Origin of the sequence: Haliea salexigens DSM 19537 (assembly GCF_000423125.1) — a bacterium.
Classification (GTDB): Bacteria; Pseudomonadota; Gammaproteobacteria; order Pseudomonadales; family Halieaceae; genus Haliea; species Haliea salexigens.
The window spans coordinates 1-16078 of sequence record NZ_AUHJ01000026.1; the positions used below are offsets into that span (position 1 = coordinate 1).

15 protein-coding genes and 1 pseudogene are annotated in these 16078 nt (G+C 57.7%); 10 read left to right on the forward strand and 6 right to left on the reverse strand.

Annotation, left to right across the window (positions count from 1 at the left end; translation table 11 throughout):
- Window positions 1-406: 406 nt before the first annotated feature.
- The 4 genes and pseudogenes from G533_RS0117695 to G533_RS0117710 all read right to left on the reverse strand — a co-directional run bounded on the left by G533_RS0117695 (window position 407) and on the right by G533_RS0117710 (window position 5210).
- The gene (locus G533_RS0117695; RefSeq protein WP_144079941.1) at window positions 407-2899 is read right to left on the reverse strand and encodes a gluzincin family metallopeptidase; all 2493 of its coding nucleotides are present in this window, start codon (window positions 2897-2899) and stop codon (window positions 407-409) included.
- A 155-nt stretch (window positions 2900-3054) separates the two neighbouring features.
- Window positions 3055-4125 carry an IS30 family transposase gene (locus G533_RS0117700; RefSeq protein ID WP_027951094.1) on the reverse strand — a complete coding sequence of 357 codons (1071 nt, stop codon included), beginning with the start codon at window positions 4123-4125 and terminating at the stop codon, window positions 3055-3057.
- 49 nt (window positions 4126-4174) lie between these two features.
- Window positions 4175-4528 (reverse strand): annotated as a pseudogene (locus G533_RS0117705) (Tn3 family transposase); the annotation flags it as partial.
- 67 nt (window positions 4529-4595) lie between these two features.
- Window positions 4596-5210 (reverse strand): DNA-binding protein, encoded by a 615-nt coding sequence (locus G533_RS0117710; protein WP_027951096.1) that lies wholly within the window; start codon window positions 5208-5210, stop codon window positions 4596-4598.
- A gap of 692 nt (window positions 5211-5902) precedes the next feature.
- On the opposite strand from G533_RS0117710, the gene G533_RS24590 reads away from it, so the two are divergent.
- Window positions 5903-6190 (forward strand): hypothetical protein, encoded by a 288-nt coding sequence (locus G533_RS24590; RefSeq protein WP_144079942.1) that lies wholly within the window; start codon window positions 5903-5905, stop codon window positions 6188-6190.
- Window positions 6191-6196: 6 nt separating this feature from the next.
- Here G533_RS24590 and merR read toward each other — a convergent pair whose 3' ends face one another.
- Window positions 6197-6652, reverse strand: a complete 456-nt coding sequence (gene merR / locus G533_RS0117720) for a mercury resistance transcriptional regulator MerR (RefSeq protein ID WP_008609174.1) — start codon at window positions 6650-6652, stop codon at window positions 6197-6199.
- Between the two features lie 71 nt (window positions 6653-6723).
- Here merR and G533_RS0117725 point away from each other — a divergent pair, with 71 nt between their 5' ends.
- Genes G533_RS0117725 through merA form a run of 4 tightly spaced genes read left to right on the forward strand, consistent with a single transcriptional unit; the run spans window position 6724 to window position 9521 of the window.
- Window positions 6724-7074, forward strand: a complete 351-nt coding sequence (locus tag G533_RS0117725; protein ID WP_001294660.1) for a mercuric transport protein MerT — start codon at window positions 6724-6726, stop codon at window positions 7072-7074.
- 15 nt (window positions 7075-7089) lie between these two features.
- Window positions 7090-7365, forward strand: a complete 276-nt coding sequence (gene merP, locus G533_RS0117730) for a mercury resistance system periplasmic binding protein MerP (protein WP_000732276.1) — start codon at window positions 7090-7092, stop codon at window positions 7363-7365.
- A gap of 27 nt (window positions 7366-7392) precedes the next feature.
- A complete protein-coding gene (gene merC, locus G533_RS0117735; RefSeq protein ID WP_000522993.1) occupies window positions 7393-7800 on the forward strand; it encodes an organomercurial transporter MerC in 408 nt (135 codons plus the stop codon).
- 38 nt (window positions 7801-7838) lie between these two features.
- Window positions 7839-9521: a mercury(II) reductase gene (gene merA / locus G533_RS0117740; protein ID WP_003055149.1), complete on the forward strand. Its 1683-nt coding sequence runs from the start codon at window positions 7839-7841 to the stop codon at window positions 9519-9521.
- A gap of 294 nt (window positions 9522-9815) precedes the next feature.
- Here the strand turns inward: merA and G533_RS0117745 are convergent, their stop codons facing one another.
- Window positions 9816-10862: an IS110 family RNA-guided transposase gene (locus tag G533_RS0117745; protein ID WP_027951098.1), complete on the reverse strand. Its 1047-nt coding sequence runs from the start codon at window positions 10860-10862 to the stop codon at window positions 9816-9818.
- A gap of 100 nt (window positions 10863-10962) precedes the next feature.
- Here G533_RS0117745 and merD point away from each other — a divergent pair, with 100 nt between their 5' ends.
- From merD to G533_RS0117770, 5 genes are all read left to right on the forward strand, one after another.
- Window positions 10963-11313 carry a mercury resistance co-regulator MerD gene (gene merD, locus G533_RS0117750; RefSeq protein WP_001981736.1) on the forward strand — a complete coding sequence of 117 codons (351 nt, stop codon included), beginning with the start codon at window positions 10963-10965 and terminating at the stop codon, window positions 11311-11313.
- Complete coding sequence (gene merE, locus G533_RS0117755) at window positions 11310-11546, forward strand: broad-spectrum mercury transporter MerE (RefSeq protein ID WP_001087807.1); 237 nt, start codon at window positions 11310-11312, stop codon at window positions 11544-11546. Before merD ends, merE begins: the two co-directional genes overlap by 4 nt.
- Before the next feature lie 65 nt (window positions 11547-11611).
- The gene (locus G533_RS0117760; protein WP_000993245.1) at window positions 11612-11824 is read left to right on the forward strand and encodes a DUF3330 domain-containing protein; all 213 of its coding nucleotides are present in this window, start codon (window positions 11612-11614) and stop codon (window positions 11822-11824) included.
- Between the two features lie 129 nt (window positions 11825-11953).
- Entirely contained in the window at window positions 11954-12511 is a 558-nt protein-coding gene (locus G533_RS0117765; protein ID WP_001162012.1) for a recombinase family protein, read from the forward strand.
- Window positions 12512-12513: 2 nt separating this feature from the next.
- On the forward strand, window positions 12514-15486 hold the full coding sequence (locus G533_RS0117770; RefSeq protein ID WP_001138073.1) for a Tn3 family transposase: 2973 nt from the start codon (window positions 12514-12516) through the stop codon (window positions 15484-15486).
- Window positions 15487-16078 lie beyond the last annotated feature (592 nt).

Sequence of the window (16078 nt, forward strand, 5' to 3'; positions counted from 1 at the left end):
GGAAAAAATTGCCACTTTTGGCAGGTCGGCCAATATGCCCCATATTGGGCCAAGTCAATGGTCGATACCTTATTTAACATAATGCACATTATGCGTATAAGTTCTTGATTTATAAGAATAAAAATTCGTCAGCGGCAATGATAGCAGGTGCATCCTGATCCTAATTGAGCCCCGATATTCTCGTCAACAGATCATATATCATGCCCAACGATCTTATGTCAAAAGCACTAGGTGCAGACACCGGTGTAAGACTCGTCAGAAATGGCAAATTGTGTTAGTTTTTTACTCGTTCAATTATTAGAAATCATCATGACTCGCAGCACGAGAGACCCGGTACAATTGAAAAATGTCTAGCTTTTAAACATTCCGACAAATTGCAACGGGTCAATTCACTAGGATTCCAATTTTAATTACAATAGTAACCTTGAGAATAACTATCCAGCGAAAGTATGCTGCACCCTGAAGAATTGCAAGCGTTCACCTTGACATCGACATCCACAGTATTCTGTGTAAGAGCGCTCGTACCACTTCTGCTAAAAGAATAGATATAGTTCAGTGAATCGAGACTATACCAAACATCATATTGCGTTGCTGATCCAGCCGAACCCCATGTATTTTGGTGTATCGATACACCGTTGGAGCACGAGGTTTGCAAAGACCCATTAACAAATGACGGGGCGTTTGGTGTTCCAGAGCCGCCGACGGGTGGTGCAGTACTCCCTCCGCCTCCGCCTCCTCCTGGCGTAAATGAGATGCCCGCGGCCGCGAATGCATCATTGATGGCGTTCCTTTGCGTTTGTGTGGTGGCGGTTGCTATCATGGCTTGCCTCACCTCATCAAAAGATAGGCTGTCGTTATTATCAGCATCATTAAGAACAAGAAGTGACTTCAAAAACAGTCTCGCAGCGCTATCAAAACTAACGCCGTTACTCCTAACTACCAACTGGTGAAAGGCGTAACTCAGGATTCTGCCATTCTCATGCCTAGAACCTGGGATGCTGCTTAGATCATCTGGAAAGACCCTTTCTTCACTTAGAATTCTCCCCGATGATTCCCAATTTGGACTGTTAAATGGAGGACTTTTTATATAGTTTTCGTAGATGATTGCATTTATGTCGGCAATACCTTCCTTCACCGCGTTTGTTTGGCGGTTCTCTGCAGTAGTTCCACCGGCTCCTAGGGCCCGCGTCGCAGGCGATCGCGCATCGTGAATTGCATGGCCCATTTCGTGTGCTATGAGATCCGGGTCACTATCTGAACCAGAGTTTTTTTGAAGGGCAATGGTCTCGTATGGTATTTGGGATAACCCTGTGTCGAAGACGCCTTTGACGTAAAGGCCGGGCGCTGTGACACTAAAGTCGCCAGGAAGATCACTGTTCACCATCACGTCGAGTAGCCCACCAAGACCTACACTCAGGCAACAGTTTGGACCGATCAGATCTTCCCACATATCTAGGTTACCGCGCGCCACGTCTTTTGGAACTGCGAATTTCGGTAGGTTGCATTTGGACTGGGCTTGCTGACAGACCCCATTCTCATCCCAGACTGGAGTACGGATGTGGCACTTGAATGAGAAGCCGGAATCCTCCGCGTCGCATATTTGCACATCGCCGTACTCAATTTGGATATTTCGGGTTACTGCGCCAGTCTCACCGTTAACAAGAAACAGCTCTACCATCTCGCCATCGTGGAGGTAGATTGCCCATGCAATAGAAACGGGACTCTTCGATCCCCTTGGATTTCGTACGAAGACCAAATGAGGTTCTTCTCTGGCTGGCTGAAAGGAGGAGCGTGGCACCATTTTATGGGCGCTTTCAAGCGCGAGCTGTAGAGCAGCAGCACTATCTATCTTGGGAGCTTTGCTGAACCCTCGATCTGGCTCCACAGAACCAATCATCTGCGTGACTTCATTTGTCTCGCCATCGACAAATATTCGAAGGTGAGGTCCCGCTACGAGGGTTCCATCAATATACTCAACGAAATCATAGGCGTGCCCGCCTTCACCGTCACCCAACACCTCCCTGAGCTCAAACGACTCCGACCCTATGAGCGGTATATAGGGTCCAAGCAGCTTCAAAAGGGCGGGCAGATCCGCTTCCGATTCAAAAGTAAACCCTCTGGTAATATCAGAAGCTAGATCGGTAATTCCCGTTGTTACTCCTCCCATACCAATCGAATAGGTACTACTGTCCCGGTTCTCCAATAGATCCTTCCGAATACCCATTGCTTCCAGATACCTCGCTCGGTATTCGTCCTTACTGTCAGCGTCCAGCCGGAGCCCTGTTCGTGAAGCAGCATCCGATGCATAAATGACATGTGCACTGGCACTTCCCATGGGCCGTAAGGAATATGACTTGTCATTAAACTGTATAACGCCGGCAACCCGCGAGGCCATGGGTTCGTCAGACTCTCCGCCAAAAATCGAGTCACCATCGATCGTAAAACGTACTCGGCTCTCCGGGTATCCTGCGACGGTCCCAATCCAATGAACGACCCCCTCATAAGCGCTTGTCTCAAGACGGACAAACTCGAACGTCAAGCTGGACCCCATAGTCGACATAGACACCGTCTGTCCTGCCTTCTTTGATGCATCAACCAGCGCAGCCGCATTAATGCTCTTTAGCTCGTAACTTTCTCTGATACTGGATTGGCGGTGCAATAGCTGGCGCTGAGATATGCTTTCACGTTCTTCGACACTTAGCTGATGCGCGAACTCCGTTCCAGACACAGCGGAACAGAAAAAGACCAGCGCCGAGAAAAGTAAGAATTTTATCCGTGGCATAGTTACCTCCGATGCGATAATTGGACCATAAGGTGAGTCATCCACAGCATTAAGCCTGGCAGTATTCCGAGGCCAGCCGTGAGAACCAGTAAGATTTGAAAATATGAATTTTTGCATGAGGCTCCGTCCTTGGAATAACTTCTTGGTACCTTTCGAATCCCTTCTCATAAGAATAGGCCAAACGACCTCTTATTCAGGATAGACCTTTAATCATGCATGCTTATATTGTTTTCGAATTACGATAATGATAATCAGTTTTATTTGGGGCGGTTTCAATGACCAAGTGCAAAAAGAGCAGCGTGATGCTGTCTGAAGTCGAAATCATCCGGCGTAAACAATTGCGCGGGACATTTGAAGCCCAACGATTTACGCGGTCGGGTGTTGAGCTTCCAGGCAATGGCATCAAGCTCTTCTTGAGTGAATGTACTCAAGTCGGTCCCCTTGGGCAAATACTGCCGCAGCAAGCCATTGGTGTTTTCGTTGATTCCCCGCTGCCAGGGACTATGAGGATCCGCGAAGTAGACCTTCACCCCGGTCGCCGCCGTCAGTTGCTGATGAGAGCTCATCTCACGTCCCTGATCGTAGGTCATCGACAGGCGCGTTTGCGCTTCAATGCGGTTGAGCACGTGACTGAAGCCACTCAGCGCAGCCTCGGCGCTGGCGTTGTCCATCTTCGAAAGAACGGTAAAGAGGGTGGTGCGCTCCACCAGGGTGCCCACTGCCGAACGGTTATGTGCGCCCTTGATCAGATCCCCTTCCCAGTGGCCAGGGACCAGACGTTCGTCAATCTCCGGCGGCCGATCGTGGATGCTAACCATGTCGGGAATACGCCCGCGGCGGTCTTCTCCTCGCGCTCGTGGGCGGCGCTTGGTATGACCAAACCGCAGCCAGCCAATCACTTCCGTACGCAGCTCTCCACGCGGCATCGCGTAGATGGCGGTATAAATGGTTTCGTGAGAAACCTGCAGCGACGGCGTCTGGGAGTGCACAGAACGCAGTGTGCCAGCAATCTGCTCGGGGGAGTAGCCCGCCTTGAGGTACGCCATGACATGACGCCACAAGTCCGACCCCAGCGTCAGGCGGCGCTCCACACGCGGCTTGACTGCACAGGCCCGGGCTCGCTTTTGAGCAGCATCTGCCCGATAGCCTCCGGCCACAGCGGGCCTTCCCGGACGCGGAGGCTCTTTGGGCCGGACCCAGCTATTGCGCTTCAGTTCCCGCGAAATCGTGGACGGTGGCCGATTCAGGTTGGCGGCAATTTCCGCGGGCTTGCGACCCAACGTCAACTGGGCCTGAATGATCGCCCGCTCTTCAATACTCAACTGTACGTAGACTTTTCCCATGCAACATTATCCCTCAAAAATGTTGCACTTGGGGTTTGAGCGCGCCTGGTTATAGACGCAGTGCCGGCCAAAAGTGAGCTAGATGGTCCAGGATGGTGTCGGCCTGCCCCACGATCGCGCCCACCTGTGAGTGGATCTCGTCATCGCTATTGCCCCGGAACCGGTCGCCATTAACGTGGCTAATTGCCCGCCTCAGCTGGTGATAGGCTTCACCCCGGTTCAACGTTCGCTGCACGTGATTTCTAAGGCTGGCGTCGTCAATGCAGTTCAGCAGATATTGGCCTTTCAGCAGCCGGTTATATTCGCTCAACGCCTCCAATAACGTGGGATTGTGCTTGTAGCTGGATAGTTTACGCACTACCTTGGCCTGGCTGGTTTTCCGCTGAGCCAAAGAGACGTCGATCGCGATAAAGCCCGCTTCGGCGGGCTGCGCTGTAATCGGCTTCCCAGAATCGTATGAATTACCTAGCTCACTTTTCCTGGCGTGAGGCGCGGGCGATCTCGACCAGCTCTGCCTGTAGCGCCTTGGTATCGCTCCGGGACTCCTTGAGTTCTGCCTTCAGGCCCTTGAGCTGCTCGTCCCGGTCGTCGACCCGGGTCACCAGGGCGGCAATATCGCTGGCCAGCTTGGCGTTCTTTGCGCGCTCCTTGTCCAGCGCTGCGTGCGCCTGCTGCAGGGCCTTTTCCATTTCTGCCAGTGTTTGCTGGAGCTCACCGATCCGGTCTTCCAGCCGACGGACCTCGCCCAGAGCTTCGTCGCGCTCATCCGTCGCCGCGGCAATAGCGACCTCTGCCTCCTGCCGGACAGTATCAACACTAATGGACGCCAGTTTGCTGGCGGCGGTCCACACCTGCCCCACCGAGGTTTCGATCGTCTTCTTGAGGTCTGCGGGCATTTCCAGCGCGGCGACCACATCGGCTTTGCGCGCCTCCCGCCACTCGCGCATCACCGGGGAGATATGGGACAGGGAGCCGCCGCCCATCCGGTCCCGCACCTGGTCGTTGGTGGGGCTGTCGTTGCCTTCGGCCATCAGGGCGTTAGCGGCGGCGATGATCTTGTCCTTGATGTCTGCTTTAATCGTCATCTGGGCGGTCCTCGGTATGTATTGTATGTATGGATAATACATACAATACATACATAACGCAAGTATCACCGCCGCCCCTGCCCCACAATCCCGCCACCCGGACCGCCTTGGTGAAAGACCGTGCATTCTGATCGCTTACCGGGGGCTGCGGTACTTCACAGCACCGGTCCGGGATCCTCATTGTTTCCACGCACCGTCGGCCAGAGCCCCGGGGATGGTGGAGACCTCGCAGGTCCGGGCACTCTCGACCTGCCCGCAACCCGAATTCCTTTACCTGCTCGTCAATCCAACCACGCTCCGCCGCCTCCCCGTCGTCCGCGCTGCCTGGGGCACTGATTGCAAACGCGGCTCTGATCAGAATGTCCATGCCTCGCTTCTCGCCATAGGTTTTCTCCAGCCCCACCGGCCTTGCAGCGAGTAAGGCACGAACGAGTGAAGGTGCGGGGTGCCTGGACTGAGCCAAAACGACTGCCAGACTCCCATCCACCCCAGAGGGATCCGCGTATTCAGCGGCGCTGCGCCCTCCCCCGTGCCCGCCACCTTGGGGTTTTAGGGAAAAAGGCCCCCAAAAAGAGGGTAGGCTAGCCATTCGCTGTCGGAGACCGCTAGCACACGAGGGGTTGATTTTCTGCTTTTTCTAAGCGAGGATTGTCCCATGTCCTAGGACGCGGGACGCAAGGCACGCAATCAAAATGAAAAGTCAAGATATAGGTTTGCTCCTCAAATTGGTTTCGCTAGAGAAGCGAGAAGCCAGTTTCGACCCCGATCAGGCCCCAAAAGCCTGGCCTGGCAATTGGCAGGATTGGGATCCAGAAGAAGTCTCAGATAAAGAACTCCAACCAGTATTCGACTTTCAACACCCCAGTAAATCAATCGGTGGACCAAGCTACACTGCGCGATCTTTAGAGATCGAAACAGGAATCAGTAAATCTCAAATTAATTTGTCTCTAAATGGGGTCGTCTCAGAATTCGGAAAATAAAGCACGCTAAGGCGTAGTCACCCCGTGACTCCCCCGCGCCGATGCAGCGAGCTTCGTTCCGTCTTGCAGTGACACAATCAGCGGGCAGGAAACGTTCCCTTTCCGCGCATGGCAGGCGCACACCAGTTCAGACAGCACGGCCTCCATGCGTGCCAAGTCGGCCATCTTCTCGCGCACATCCTTGAGCTTGTGCTCGGCCAGGCCGCTGGCTTCCTCGCAATGGGTGCCATCCTCCAGCCGCAGTAGCTCGGCGATTTCGTCCAGGCTAAAGCCCAGCCGCTGGGCCGATTTCACGAACCGCACTCGTGTTACATCCGCCTCGCCATAGCGGCGAATGCTGCCATAGGGCTTGTCTGGCTCCGGCAGCAGGCCCTTGCGCTGGTAGAACCGGATGGTCTCCACATTGACCCCGGCCGCCTTGGCAAAAACGCCAATGGTCAGATTCTCAAAATTAATTTGCATATCGCTTGACTCCGTACATAACTACGGAAGTAAGCTTAAGCTATCCAAACCAAATTTGAAAGGACAAGCGTATGTCTGAACCACAAAACGGGCGCGGCGCGCTCTTCGCCGGTGGGCTGGCCGCCATTCTTGCGTCGGCCTGCTGCCTGGGGCCGCTGGTTTTGATCGCCTTGGGGTTCAGCGGGGCATGGATCGGCAACCTGACGGTGCTGGAACCCTATCGCCCGATCTTCATCGGCGCAGCGCTGGTCGCGCTGTTTTTCGCCTGGCGGCGCATCTACCGCCCGGCGCAAGCCTGCAAACCGGGTGAGGTCTGCGCGATTCCCCAAGTGCGAGCTACTTACAAGCTCATTTTCTGGATCGTGGCCGCGCTGGTCCTGGTCGCGCTCGGATTTCCCTACGTCATGCCATTTTTCTATTAATCACAGGAGTTCATCATGAAAAAACTGTTTGCCGCCCTCGCCCTCGCTGCCGTTGTTGCCCCCGTGTGGGCCGCCACCCAGACCGTCACGCTGTCCGTACCGGGCATGACCTGCTCCACCTGCCCGATCACCGTCAAGAAGGCGATTTCCAAGGTCGAAGGCGTCAGCAAAATTGACGTGACCTTCGAGACACGCGAAGCGGTTGTCACGTTCGATGATGCCAAGACCAGCGTGCAGAAGCTGACCAAGGCAACCGGAGACGCGGGCTATCCGTCCAGCGTCAAGCAGTGAGCCACTGAACCCGAACCTGGGGCGATCATGGGACTGATTACACGCATTGCCGACAAGGCTGGCGCGCTTGGCAGCGTTGTTTCCGCGATGGGATGCGCTGCCTGTTTCCCGGCTATCGCCAGCCTGGGCGCGGCCATCGGCCTTGGCTTTCTACAGGAATACGAAGGGTTGTTTATCTCCAAGCTGCTGCCGCTGTTCGCAGTCGTGGCTTTGCTGGCGAATGCACTGGGCTGGCTGAGTCATCGGCAATGGTACCGCAGCCTGCTCGGGATGGTCGGCCCAGCCATCGTGCTGGCGGCCATGCTCTTGTTTTTTGGCAATTGGTGGACGGCGAACCTCCTCTATGTCGGTCTGGCCTTGATGATCGGGGTGTCGATCTGGGATCTGCTCTCACCGGCCAACCGCCGCTGCGAACTACCACCCAAACACGGCTAACTGCATTGGCAATTGCCAAAACGAAAAGGAACGATGCAATGTATTTGAATATCACCGGAATGACCTGCGACTCGTGCGCGACACATGTCAAGGACGCCCTGGAGAAAGTGCCGGGCGTGCTGTCGGCGCTCGTGTCCTACCCGAAAGGCTCCGCGCAACTCGCCACCGATCCCGGCACCTCGCCAGAGGCGCTGACCGCCGCTGTGGCCGGCCTCGGCTACAAGGCCACACCCGCCGATGCCCCATCCACTTCAGCGCGGGGCAGACTGCTTGGCAAGGCGCTGGGATGGCTGGGCGGTGGCGACAAGGCTGGTGGTGATGGGGACGGACTGCACGTCGCCGTTATTGGTAGCGGCGGAGCCGCGATGGCGGCGGCGCTGAAGGCCGTCGAGCAAGGTGCGAACGTCACGCTGATCGAGCGCGGCACCATCGGCGGTACTTGCGTCAATGTCGGCTGCGTGCCGTCCAAGATCATGATCCGCGCTGCCCATATCGCCCATTTGCGCCGTGAAAGCCCATTCGACAGTGGCATCGCGGCGACTGTGCCTGCGATTGATCGCAGCAAACTACTGGCCCAGCAGCAGGCGCGCGTCGATGAGCTGCGCCACGCCAAGTACGAAGGCATCCTGGACAGCAACCCGGCCATCACCGTGCTGCATGGTGAAGCGCGTTTCAAGGACGACCAGAGCCTTGCCGTCCGTTTAAACGATGGCGGCGAGCGTGTGGTGGCGTTCGACCGCTGCCTGGTCGCCACGGGTGCCAGCCCGGCCGTGCCGCCGATTCCGGGCCTGAAAGAGTCACCCTACTGGACTTCCACCGAGGCCCTGGTCAGCGACACCATTCCCGAGCGCCTGGCCGTGATCGGCTCGTCTGTGGTGGCGCTGGAACTGGCGCAAGCCTTTGCCCGGCTGGGCAGCAAAGTGACGATCCTGGCACGCAGCACGCTGTTCTTCCGCGAAGACCCGGCCATCGGCGAGGCCGTTACAGCCGCGTTCCGTGCCGAAGGGATCAAGGTATTGGAACACACGCAAGCCAGCCAGGTCGCGCATGTGGACGGCGAATTCGTGCTGACCACCGGGTACGGTGAAATACGCGCCGACCAGCTGCTGGTCGCCACTGGCAGGGCACCGAACACGCGCAGCCTGGCATTGGAAGCGGCGGGAGTCGCTGCCAATGCGCAGGGGGCCATCGTCATCGACAAGGGCATGCGCACCAGTACGCCACACATTTATGCGGCTGGCGACTGCACCGACCAGCCTCAGTTCGTCTATGTGGCGGCAGCGGCCGGCACCCGTGCTGCGATCAACATGACTGGCGGCGATGCGGCCCTGGACCTGACCGCAATGCCGGCCGTGGTGTTCACCGACCCGCAGGTCGCCACCGTGGGCTACAGCGAGGCGGAAGCACATCACGACGGGATCGAGACCGACAGTCGCACCTTGACCTTGGACAACGTGCCGCGTGCGCTTGCCAACTTCGACACACGCGGCTTCATCAAGCTGGTCATCGAGGAAGGTAGCGGACGGCTCATCGGCGTGCAAGCGGTGGCCCCGGAAGCGGGTGAACTGATCCAGACGGCGGTGCTCGCCATTCGCAACCGTATGACCGTGCAGGAACTGGCCGACCAATTGTTCCCCTACCTGACCATGGTCGAAGGGCTGAAGCTCGCGGCGCAGACCTTCAGCAAGGACGTGAAGCAGCTTTCGTGCTGCGCCGGATGAGGAAAAGGAGGTGTTCAATGAGCGTGTATGGACTCCTCCTCGTTTGCAAGCACTTTGCCCGATCGCGTCAAGGTACGACTGCCTACGTGTATCCGGTCTCATTGATGATGCCGTTATCGTAGGCATCGGACCCTGATGGGCTATTCGCACGATGGTTCCCAAACGCTTACACGAGCTCTCACGCTCTCCGCTCAGTAGGGGTATCCCATCGTCGGTTCAACCTGTTCGCCATCAAACATCATGCTCTGCAATCGTGGTGGAACGTTCTCCTATTGACCTCCGTAATCCCGCTAGCTATTGACTGACGGAATGTGATGCCGCAAGCATCGGTTCATAACTGCTCTCGTTGTGTACAATCGCCCATGCTATCCGCGCCGTCTTGTTTGCTAACGCGACCGTAGCGACATTGGCGTGTTTACGCGCGACCAACTGATTCAGCCACTGGCTCAGTCCATCATCCCGATCCTTCGCATGCCGGATCACTGCCCTCGCACCGTGCACCAGCAACTTCCTCAGGTAACTGTCGCCGCGTTTGCTGATACCCAACAGTCGGTCTTTGCCGCCAGTGCTGTGCTGGCGCGGCGTGAGACCCAGAGAAGCGGCGAAATCACGCCCTTTCCCGAATGCCCTGCCGTCGCCGAGCGCCCCGGCAAGGGCACTGGCAGTGAGTGGGCCAACACCGCGCAGTTCCAGCAAGCGCCGCGCTACCGGTTCGGTTTTGACAGTCTGTGTAATTCGGTCATCAAGGTTGGCGATCCGACGATCAAGCTGTCGCAAGTCCTCTGCCAGATCGAACAGCAGGGCCCGAAAATCGTCGGTCAAGCCGTTCTCTGCATCCTCAAGCCATTGGGGCAATGCCTGGCGCAGTTTGTTGATGCCAACTGGCGCGATAATGCCGTATTCGCCGACAAGCCCTCGGATCTGGTTTGCCTTGGCCGTCCGCTGACCCACCAGTTCTTCCCGTATCCGATGGGCTGCCTGGATATCCTGCTGTTCGACAGTCTTGACGGCAACAAACCTCATCCCGGGTCGACTCATGGCTTCGCAGATGGCCTCGGCGTCGACGCGGTCATTCTTGTTACTCTTCACGTACGGCTTGACGAATTGAGCAGCGATTAGCTTGACGATGTATCCCCGCTTCTGCAGTTCTCGTCCCCAATAGTGTGCTGAGGCACAGGCCTCCATGCCAATCTCCGCCCCTGGGGCAACGCGGTCGCAGAGTGCATCCAGCCACCGATCACGCTTGAGCTTTGCCTGCCACTGAGTGTGATCATGGCGATCTACACCGTGCACATGGAAAACAGATTTTGCGATATCCACACCGACTCGCGTAATGTTCATGTTGGGCTTCTCCTCATCCTCTGAATGGTTGGTTTTACCATTCTGGCGCATCGACGCCGAACTGGTAGGGTGAGGAGGAGTCCATCCCATTGCCTACACAGTGTCCCGGCTGGCCCTTGATGCCGGGGTGAGCGTGCATATCGTGCGCGACTACCTGCTGCGCGGATTGCTACGGCCGGTCGCGTGCACCACGGGCGGCTACGGCTTGTTCGATGACACCGCGTTGCAACGGCTGCGCTTTGTACGGGCTGCCTTCGAAGCGGGTATCGGCCTGGACGCACTGGCGCGGCTGTGCCGGGCGCTGGATGCTGCGGACGGTGACGGTGCGTCTGCGCAGCTTGCCGTGTTGCGGCAACTCGTCGAGCGTCGGCGCGAGGCCCTGGCCAGCCTCGAAATGCAACTGGCCGCCATGCCAACCGAACCGGCACAGCACGCGGAGAGTCTGCCATGAACAGCCCAGAGCACTTGCCGTCTGAGACGCACAAACCGATCACCGGCTACTTGTGGGGCGCGCTGGCCGTGCTCACCTGTCCCTGCCATTTGCCGATTCTCGCCATTGTGCTAGCCGGCACGACGGCCGGCGCGTTCATCGGGGAGCACTGGGGTATTGCAGCCCTCACGCTGACCGGCTTGTTTGTCCTGTCTGTGACGCGGCTGCTGCGGGCCTTCAAGGGAAGATCATGACCGCTTCCCAGCCAGCCGAGAGTGGGCAGCTTTGAGCTTCGCTACCAATCTGGAGGAGTACCACCATGAACGCAAACGCCCCGAACACTGCCAGTTGCACCACCTGCTGCGTATGCTGCAAAGAAATTCCGCTCGATGCCGCCTTCACCCCGGAAGGCGCGGAATACGTCGAACATTTCTGCGGGCTGGATTGCTATGAACGCTTCCAGGCACGCGCCAAGGCCGCGACAGAATCTGACATTGCGCCTGTCCCTGGCGGTTCGCAGCCGTCAGATTGAGGCATACCCTAACTTGATGTCAGATGCCATGTGCAAACGATGTCAGAATAGAGTTAAATTTCCTATTGATTGACATATTCCGTCAAAGGTAACAGATTTCATCCTGACACTTTTGCCTTTGGAGGCATCTTGCAAGGTCAACGCATCGGCTATGTCCGCGTCAGCAGCTTCGACCAGAACCCGGAACGGCAATTGGAGGGTGTTCAGGTGGCGCGGGTGTTCACCGACAAGGCTTCTGGCAAGGACACCCAGCGTCCCGAGCTGGAAAGGCTGCTGGCCTTCGTCCGCGAGGGCGACACCGTGGTGGTGCATAGCATGGACAGGCTGGCACGCAACCTTGATGACCTGCGCCGCATCGTCCAAGGGCTGACACAACGGGGCGTGCGCATGGAGTTCGTCAAAGAAGGGCTGAAGTTCACCGGCGAGGACTCACCGATGGCCAATCTGATGCTGTCGGTCATGGGAGCCTTCGCTGAGTTCGAGCGCGCCCTGATCCGCGAACGTCAGCGCGAGGGAATCGTGCTGGCCAAGCAGCGCGGTGCCTACCGGGGACGAAAGAAATCGCTGAACAGCGAACAAATTGCCGAGTTGAAACGGCGAGTTGCGGCAGGTGACCAAAAAACCTTGGTGGCCCGTGACTTCGGCATCAGCCGCGAAACCTTGTACCAGTACCTGCGGGAAGACTGACCATGCCACGCCGCTCAATCCTGTCCGCCACCGAGCGCGAAAGCCTGCTGGCACTGCCAGATGCCAAAGACGAACTGATACGGCACTACACGTTCAACGAAACCGACCTGTCGGTGATCCGTCAGCGTCGCGGCGCCGCGAATCGATTGGGCTTCGCTGTGCAGCTTTGCTACTTGCGATTCCCTGGCACCTTTTTGGGCGTCGATGAGCCTCCGTTTCCGCCCCTGTTGCGCATGGTGGCCGCGCAACTCAAGATGCCAGTGGAAAGTTGGAGCGAGTACGGCCAGCGCGAACAGACACGGCGGGAGCACTTGGTCGAGCTGCAAACGGTTTTTGGGTTCAAGCCCTTCACCATGAGCCACTATCGGCAAGCCGTGCATACATTGACCGAGCTGGCCTTGCAGACCGACAAAGGCATCGTGCTGGCGAGCGCACTTGTCGAGAATCTGCGGCGGCAGAGCATTATCCTGCCCGCCATGAATGCCATCGAGCGCGCAAGCGCCGAGGCCATCACCCGTGCCAACCGACGCATTTACGCGGCGCTGACCGATTCTTTGTTATCACCCCACCGTCAGCGCCTGGACGAACTTCTCAAGCGCAAGGACGGCAGTAAAGTGACGTGGCTGGCATGGCTGCGCCAGTCGCCTGCCAAACCGAACTCTCGCCACATGCTCGAACATATTGAGCGCCTGAAATCCTGGCAAGCACTTGATCTGCCCGCAGGCATCGAGCGGCAGGTTCACCAGAACCGCCTGCTCAAAATCGCTCGTGAAGGTGGCCAGATGACGCCTGCTGATCTGGCAAAGTTCGAGGTGCAACGACGCTATGCCACGCTGGTAGCGCTGGCCATCGAAGGCATGGCCACCGTCACCGATGAAATCATCGACCTTCACGATCGCATCATCGGCAAGCTGTTCAACGCGGCCAAGAACAAGCATCAGCAGCAGTTCCAGGCTTCCGGCAAGGCGATCAACGACAAGGTGCGGATGTATGGGCGCATCGGTCAAGCGTTGATTGAGGCCAAGCAAAGCGGCAGCGATCCGTTCGCCGCCATCGAGGCCGTTATGCCCTGGGACACCTTCGCCGCCAGCGTCACCGAAGCGCAAACATTGGCGCGGCCTGCCGACTTTGATTTCCTGCACCACATCGGTGAAAGCTATGCCACGCTACGCCGCTACGCGCCGCAGTTCCTGGGCGTGCTCAAATTGCGGGCTGCGCCCGCCGCCAAGGGTGTGCTCGATGCCATCGACATGCTGCGCGGCATGAACAGCGACAGCGCGCGCAAGGTGCCCGCCGATGCGCCAACCGCATTCATCAAGCCGCGCTGGGCAAAGCTGGTTCTGACCGACGACGGCATCGACCGGCGTTACTACGAGTTATGCGCCCTGTCGGAGCTGAAGAACGCGCTGCGCTCCGGTGATGTCTGGGTGCAGGGTTCTCGCCAGTTCAAGGACTTCGACGAATACCTGGTGCCGGTCGAGAAGTTCGCCACTTTGAAGCTGGCCAGCGAATTGCCGCTGGCAGTGGCCACCGACTGCGACCAATACCTGCATGACCGGTTGGAATTGTTGGAGGCGCAACTCGCCACAGTCAACCGCATGGCTGCGGCCAACGACTTACCGGATGCCATCATCACCACCGCGTCAGGCCTGAAGATCACGCCGCTGGACGCGGCAGTACCAGACGCCGCGCAAGCCATGATCGACCAGACAGCTATGCTGCTGCCGCACCTCAAAATCACCGAGTTGCTGATGGAGGTCGATGAATGGACGGGCTTCACCCGCCACTTCACACACCTGAAGACCAGCGACACGGCCAAGGACAAAACCTTGCTGTTGACGACGATCCTGGCCGACGCGATCAACCTGGGTCTGACCAAAATGGCCGAGTCCTGCCCTGGCACCACCTACGCCAAGCTGTCTTGGCTGCAAGCCTGGCACATCCGCGATGAAACCTATTCGACGGCGCTGGCTGAGCTGGTGAATGCGCAGTTTCGGCAACCCTTCGCCGGCAACTGGGGTGACGGCACCACGTCATCGTCGGACGGCCAGAACTTCAGAACCGGCAGCAAAGCAGAAAGCACTGGTCATATCAACCCGAAGTATGGAAGCAGTCCAGGACGGACTTTCTACACCCATATCTCCGACCAGTACGCGCCCTTCAGTGCCAAGGTGGTCAACGTGGGCATTCGTGATTCAACTTACGTGCTTGATGGCCTGCTGTACCACGAGTCGGACTTGCGCATCGAGGAACACTACACCGACACGGCAGGCTTCACCGATCACGTGTTTGGCTTGATGCATTTGCTGGGATTTCGCTTCGCGCCGCGTATCCGTGACTTGGGCGAAACCAAGCTATTCATCCCCAAGGGCGATGCCGCCTATGACGCGCTCAAGCCGATGATTAGCAGCGACAGGCTGAACATCAAGCAAATACGCGCCCATTGGGATGAAATTCTGCGGCTGGCCACCTCCATCAAGCAAGGCACGGTAACGGCTTCGCTGATGCTGCGCAAACTCGGCAGCTACCCGCGCCAGAACGGCTTGGCCGTGGCGTTGCGCGAGCTGGGGCGCATCGAGCGCACGCTGTTCATTTTGGATTGGCTGCAAAGCGTGGAGCTGCGCCGCCGCGTCCATGCGGGGCTGAATAAGGGCGAGGCGCGCAACGCGCTGGCCAGGGCGGTCTTCTTCTACCGATTGGGTGAAATCCGCGACCGCAGTTTTGAGCAGCAGCGCTACCGGGCCAGCGGCCTCAATCTGGTGACGGCGGCCATCGTGTTGTGGAACACGGTATATCTGGAGCGTGCCACCAGTGCTTTGCGTGGCAACGGCACGGCGCTGGACGACACATTGTTGCAATATCTGTCGCCGCTGGGGTGGGAGCACATCAACCTGACCGGCGATTACCTATGGCGCAGCAGCGCCAAGGTCGGTGCGGGGAAGTTTAGGCCATTGCGACCGCTGCCACCGGCTTAGCGTGCTTTATTTTCCGTTTTCTGAGACGACCCCAGAGGGATGTCTGCATCAATAATATCGTTTCAATGAAACGTAAAACGGCGATGCCCATCCACAGCGCTGATGATGTCTCGCGCTCACCAGCCACTAACCCATAGCAGCATGATGATGCGCCAGGGATGCGCAGGGCCTGTCCCACCGGGATGCAGCGAGCGCGGAACCCGGAGCTAGCCCGCCCGGGCGCCCTACCCTACAGTCAGAACGTGGTTGTCACCACATGCCCTGCGTTAACAACCCGTCGCTTAGGAAGAACTCGGCAGCAAAGCCCAAATTCACTGACGCCCAGCACCCGGGGTCACGGAAAACATCATCGGGATGGTTGCTCATGCACCTCCTTCTCGTGCCTACCCAACGCATTGGGCTGCACCAACAGCCCTCCCCGCCACTGAACACAAGGGTAGGCAGGGCAGCGACCGCTCGTCACCCACCCAGGGCGCAACGTTCACCCCTAACGCATAACCCAACAGCGAGAACACCGACAGAACGCCACTCATTCGGCGGGAATCGCGACAAATACGCACCCCCTGCCCTATCCACCCGGGGCGTTTCCCCT

Coding starts and splice junctions, on each gene's coding strand:
- G533_RS0117695 (WP_144079941.1), bottom strand. CDS start 2,899: ATGCAAAAATTCATATTTTCAAATCTTACTGGTTCTCACGGCTGGCCT.
- G533_RS0117700 (WP_027951094.1), bottom strand. CDS start 4,125: ATGGGAAAAGTCTACGTACAGTTGAGTATTGAAGAGCGGGCGATCATT.
- G533_RS0117710 (WP_027951096.1), bottom strand. CDS start 5,210: ATGACGATTAAAGCAGACATCAAGGACAAGATCATCGCCGCCGCTAAC.
- G533_RS24590 (WP_144079942.1), top strand. CDS start 5,903: ATGAAAAGTCAAGATATAGGTTTGCTCCTCAAATTGGTTTCGCTAGAG.
- merR (WP_008609174.1), bottom strand. CDS start 6,652: ATGCAAATTAATTTTGAGAATCTGACCATTGGCGTTTTTGCCAAGGCG.
- G533_RS0117725 (WP_001294660.1), top strand. CDS start 6,724: ATGTCTGAACCACAAAACGGGCGCGGCGCGCTCTTCGCCGGTGGGCTG.
- merP (WP_000732276.1), top strand. CDS start 7,090: ATGAAAAAACTGTTTGCCGCCCTCGCCCTCGCTGCCGTTGTTGCCCCC.
- merC (WP_000522993.1), top strand. CDS start 7,393: ATGGGACTGATTACACGCATTGCCGACAAGGCTGGCGCGCTTGGCAGC.
- merA (WP_003055149.1), top strand. CDS start 7,839: ATGTATTTGAATATCACCGGAATGACCTGCGACTCGTGCGCGACACAT.
- G533_RS0117745 (WP_027951098.1), bottom strand. CDS start 10,862: ATGAACATTACGCGAGTCGGTGTGGATATCGCAAAATCTGTTTTCCAT.
- merE (WP_001087807.1), top strand. CDS start 11,310: ATGAACAGCCCAGAGCACTTGCCGTCTGAGACGCACAAACCGATCACC.
- G533_RS0117760 (WP_000993245.1), top strand. CDS start 11,612: ATGAACGCAAACGCCCCGAACACTGCCAGTTGCACCACCTGCTGCGTA.
- G533_RS0117770 (WP_001138073.1), top strand. CDS start 12,514: ATGCCACGCCGCTCAATCCTGTCCGCCACCGAGCGCGAAAGCCTGCTG.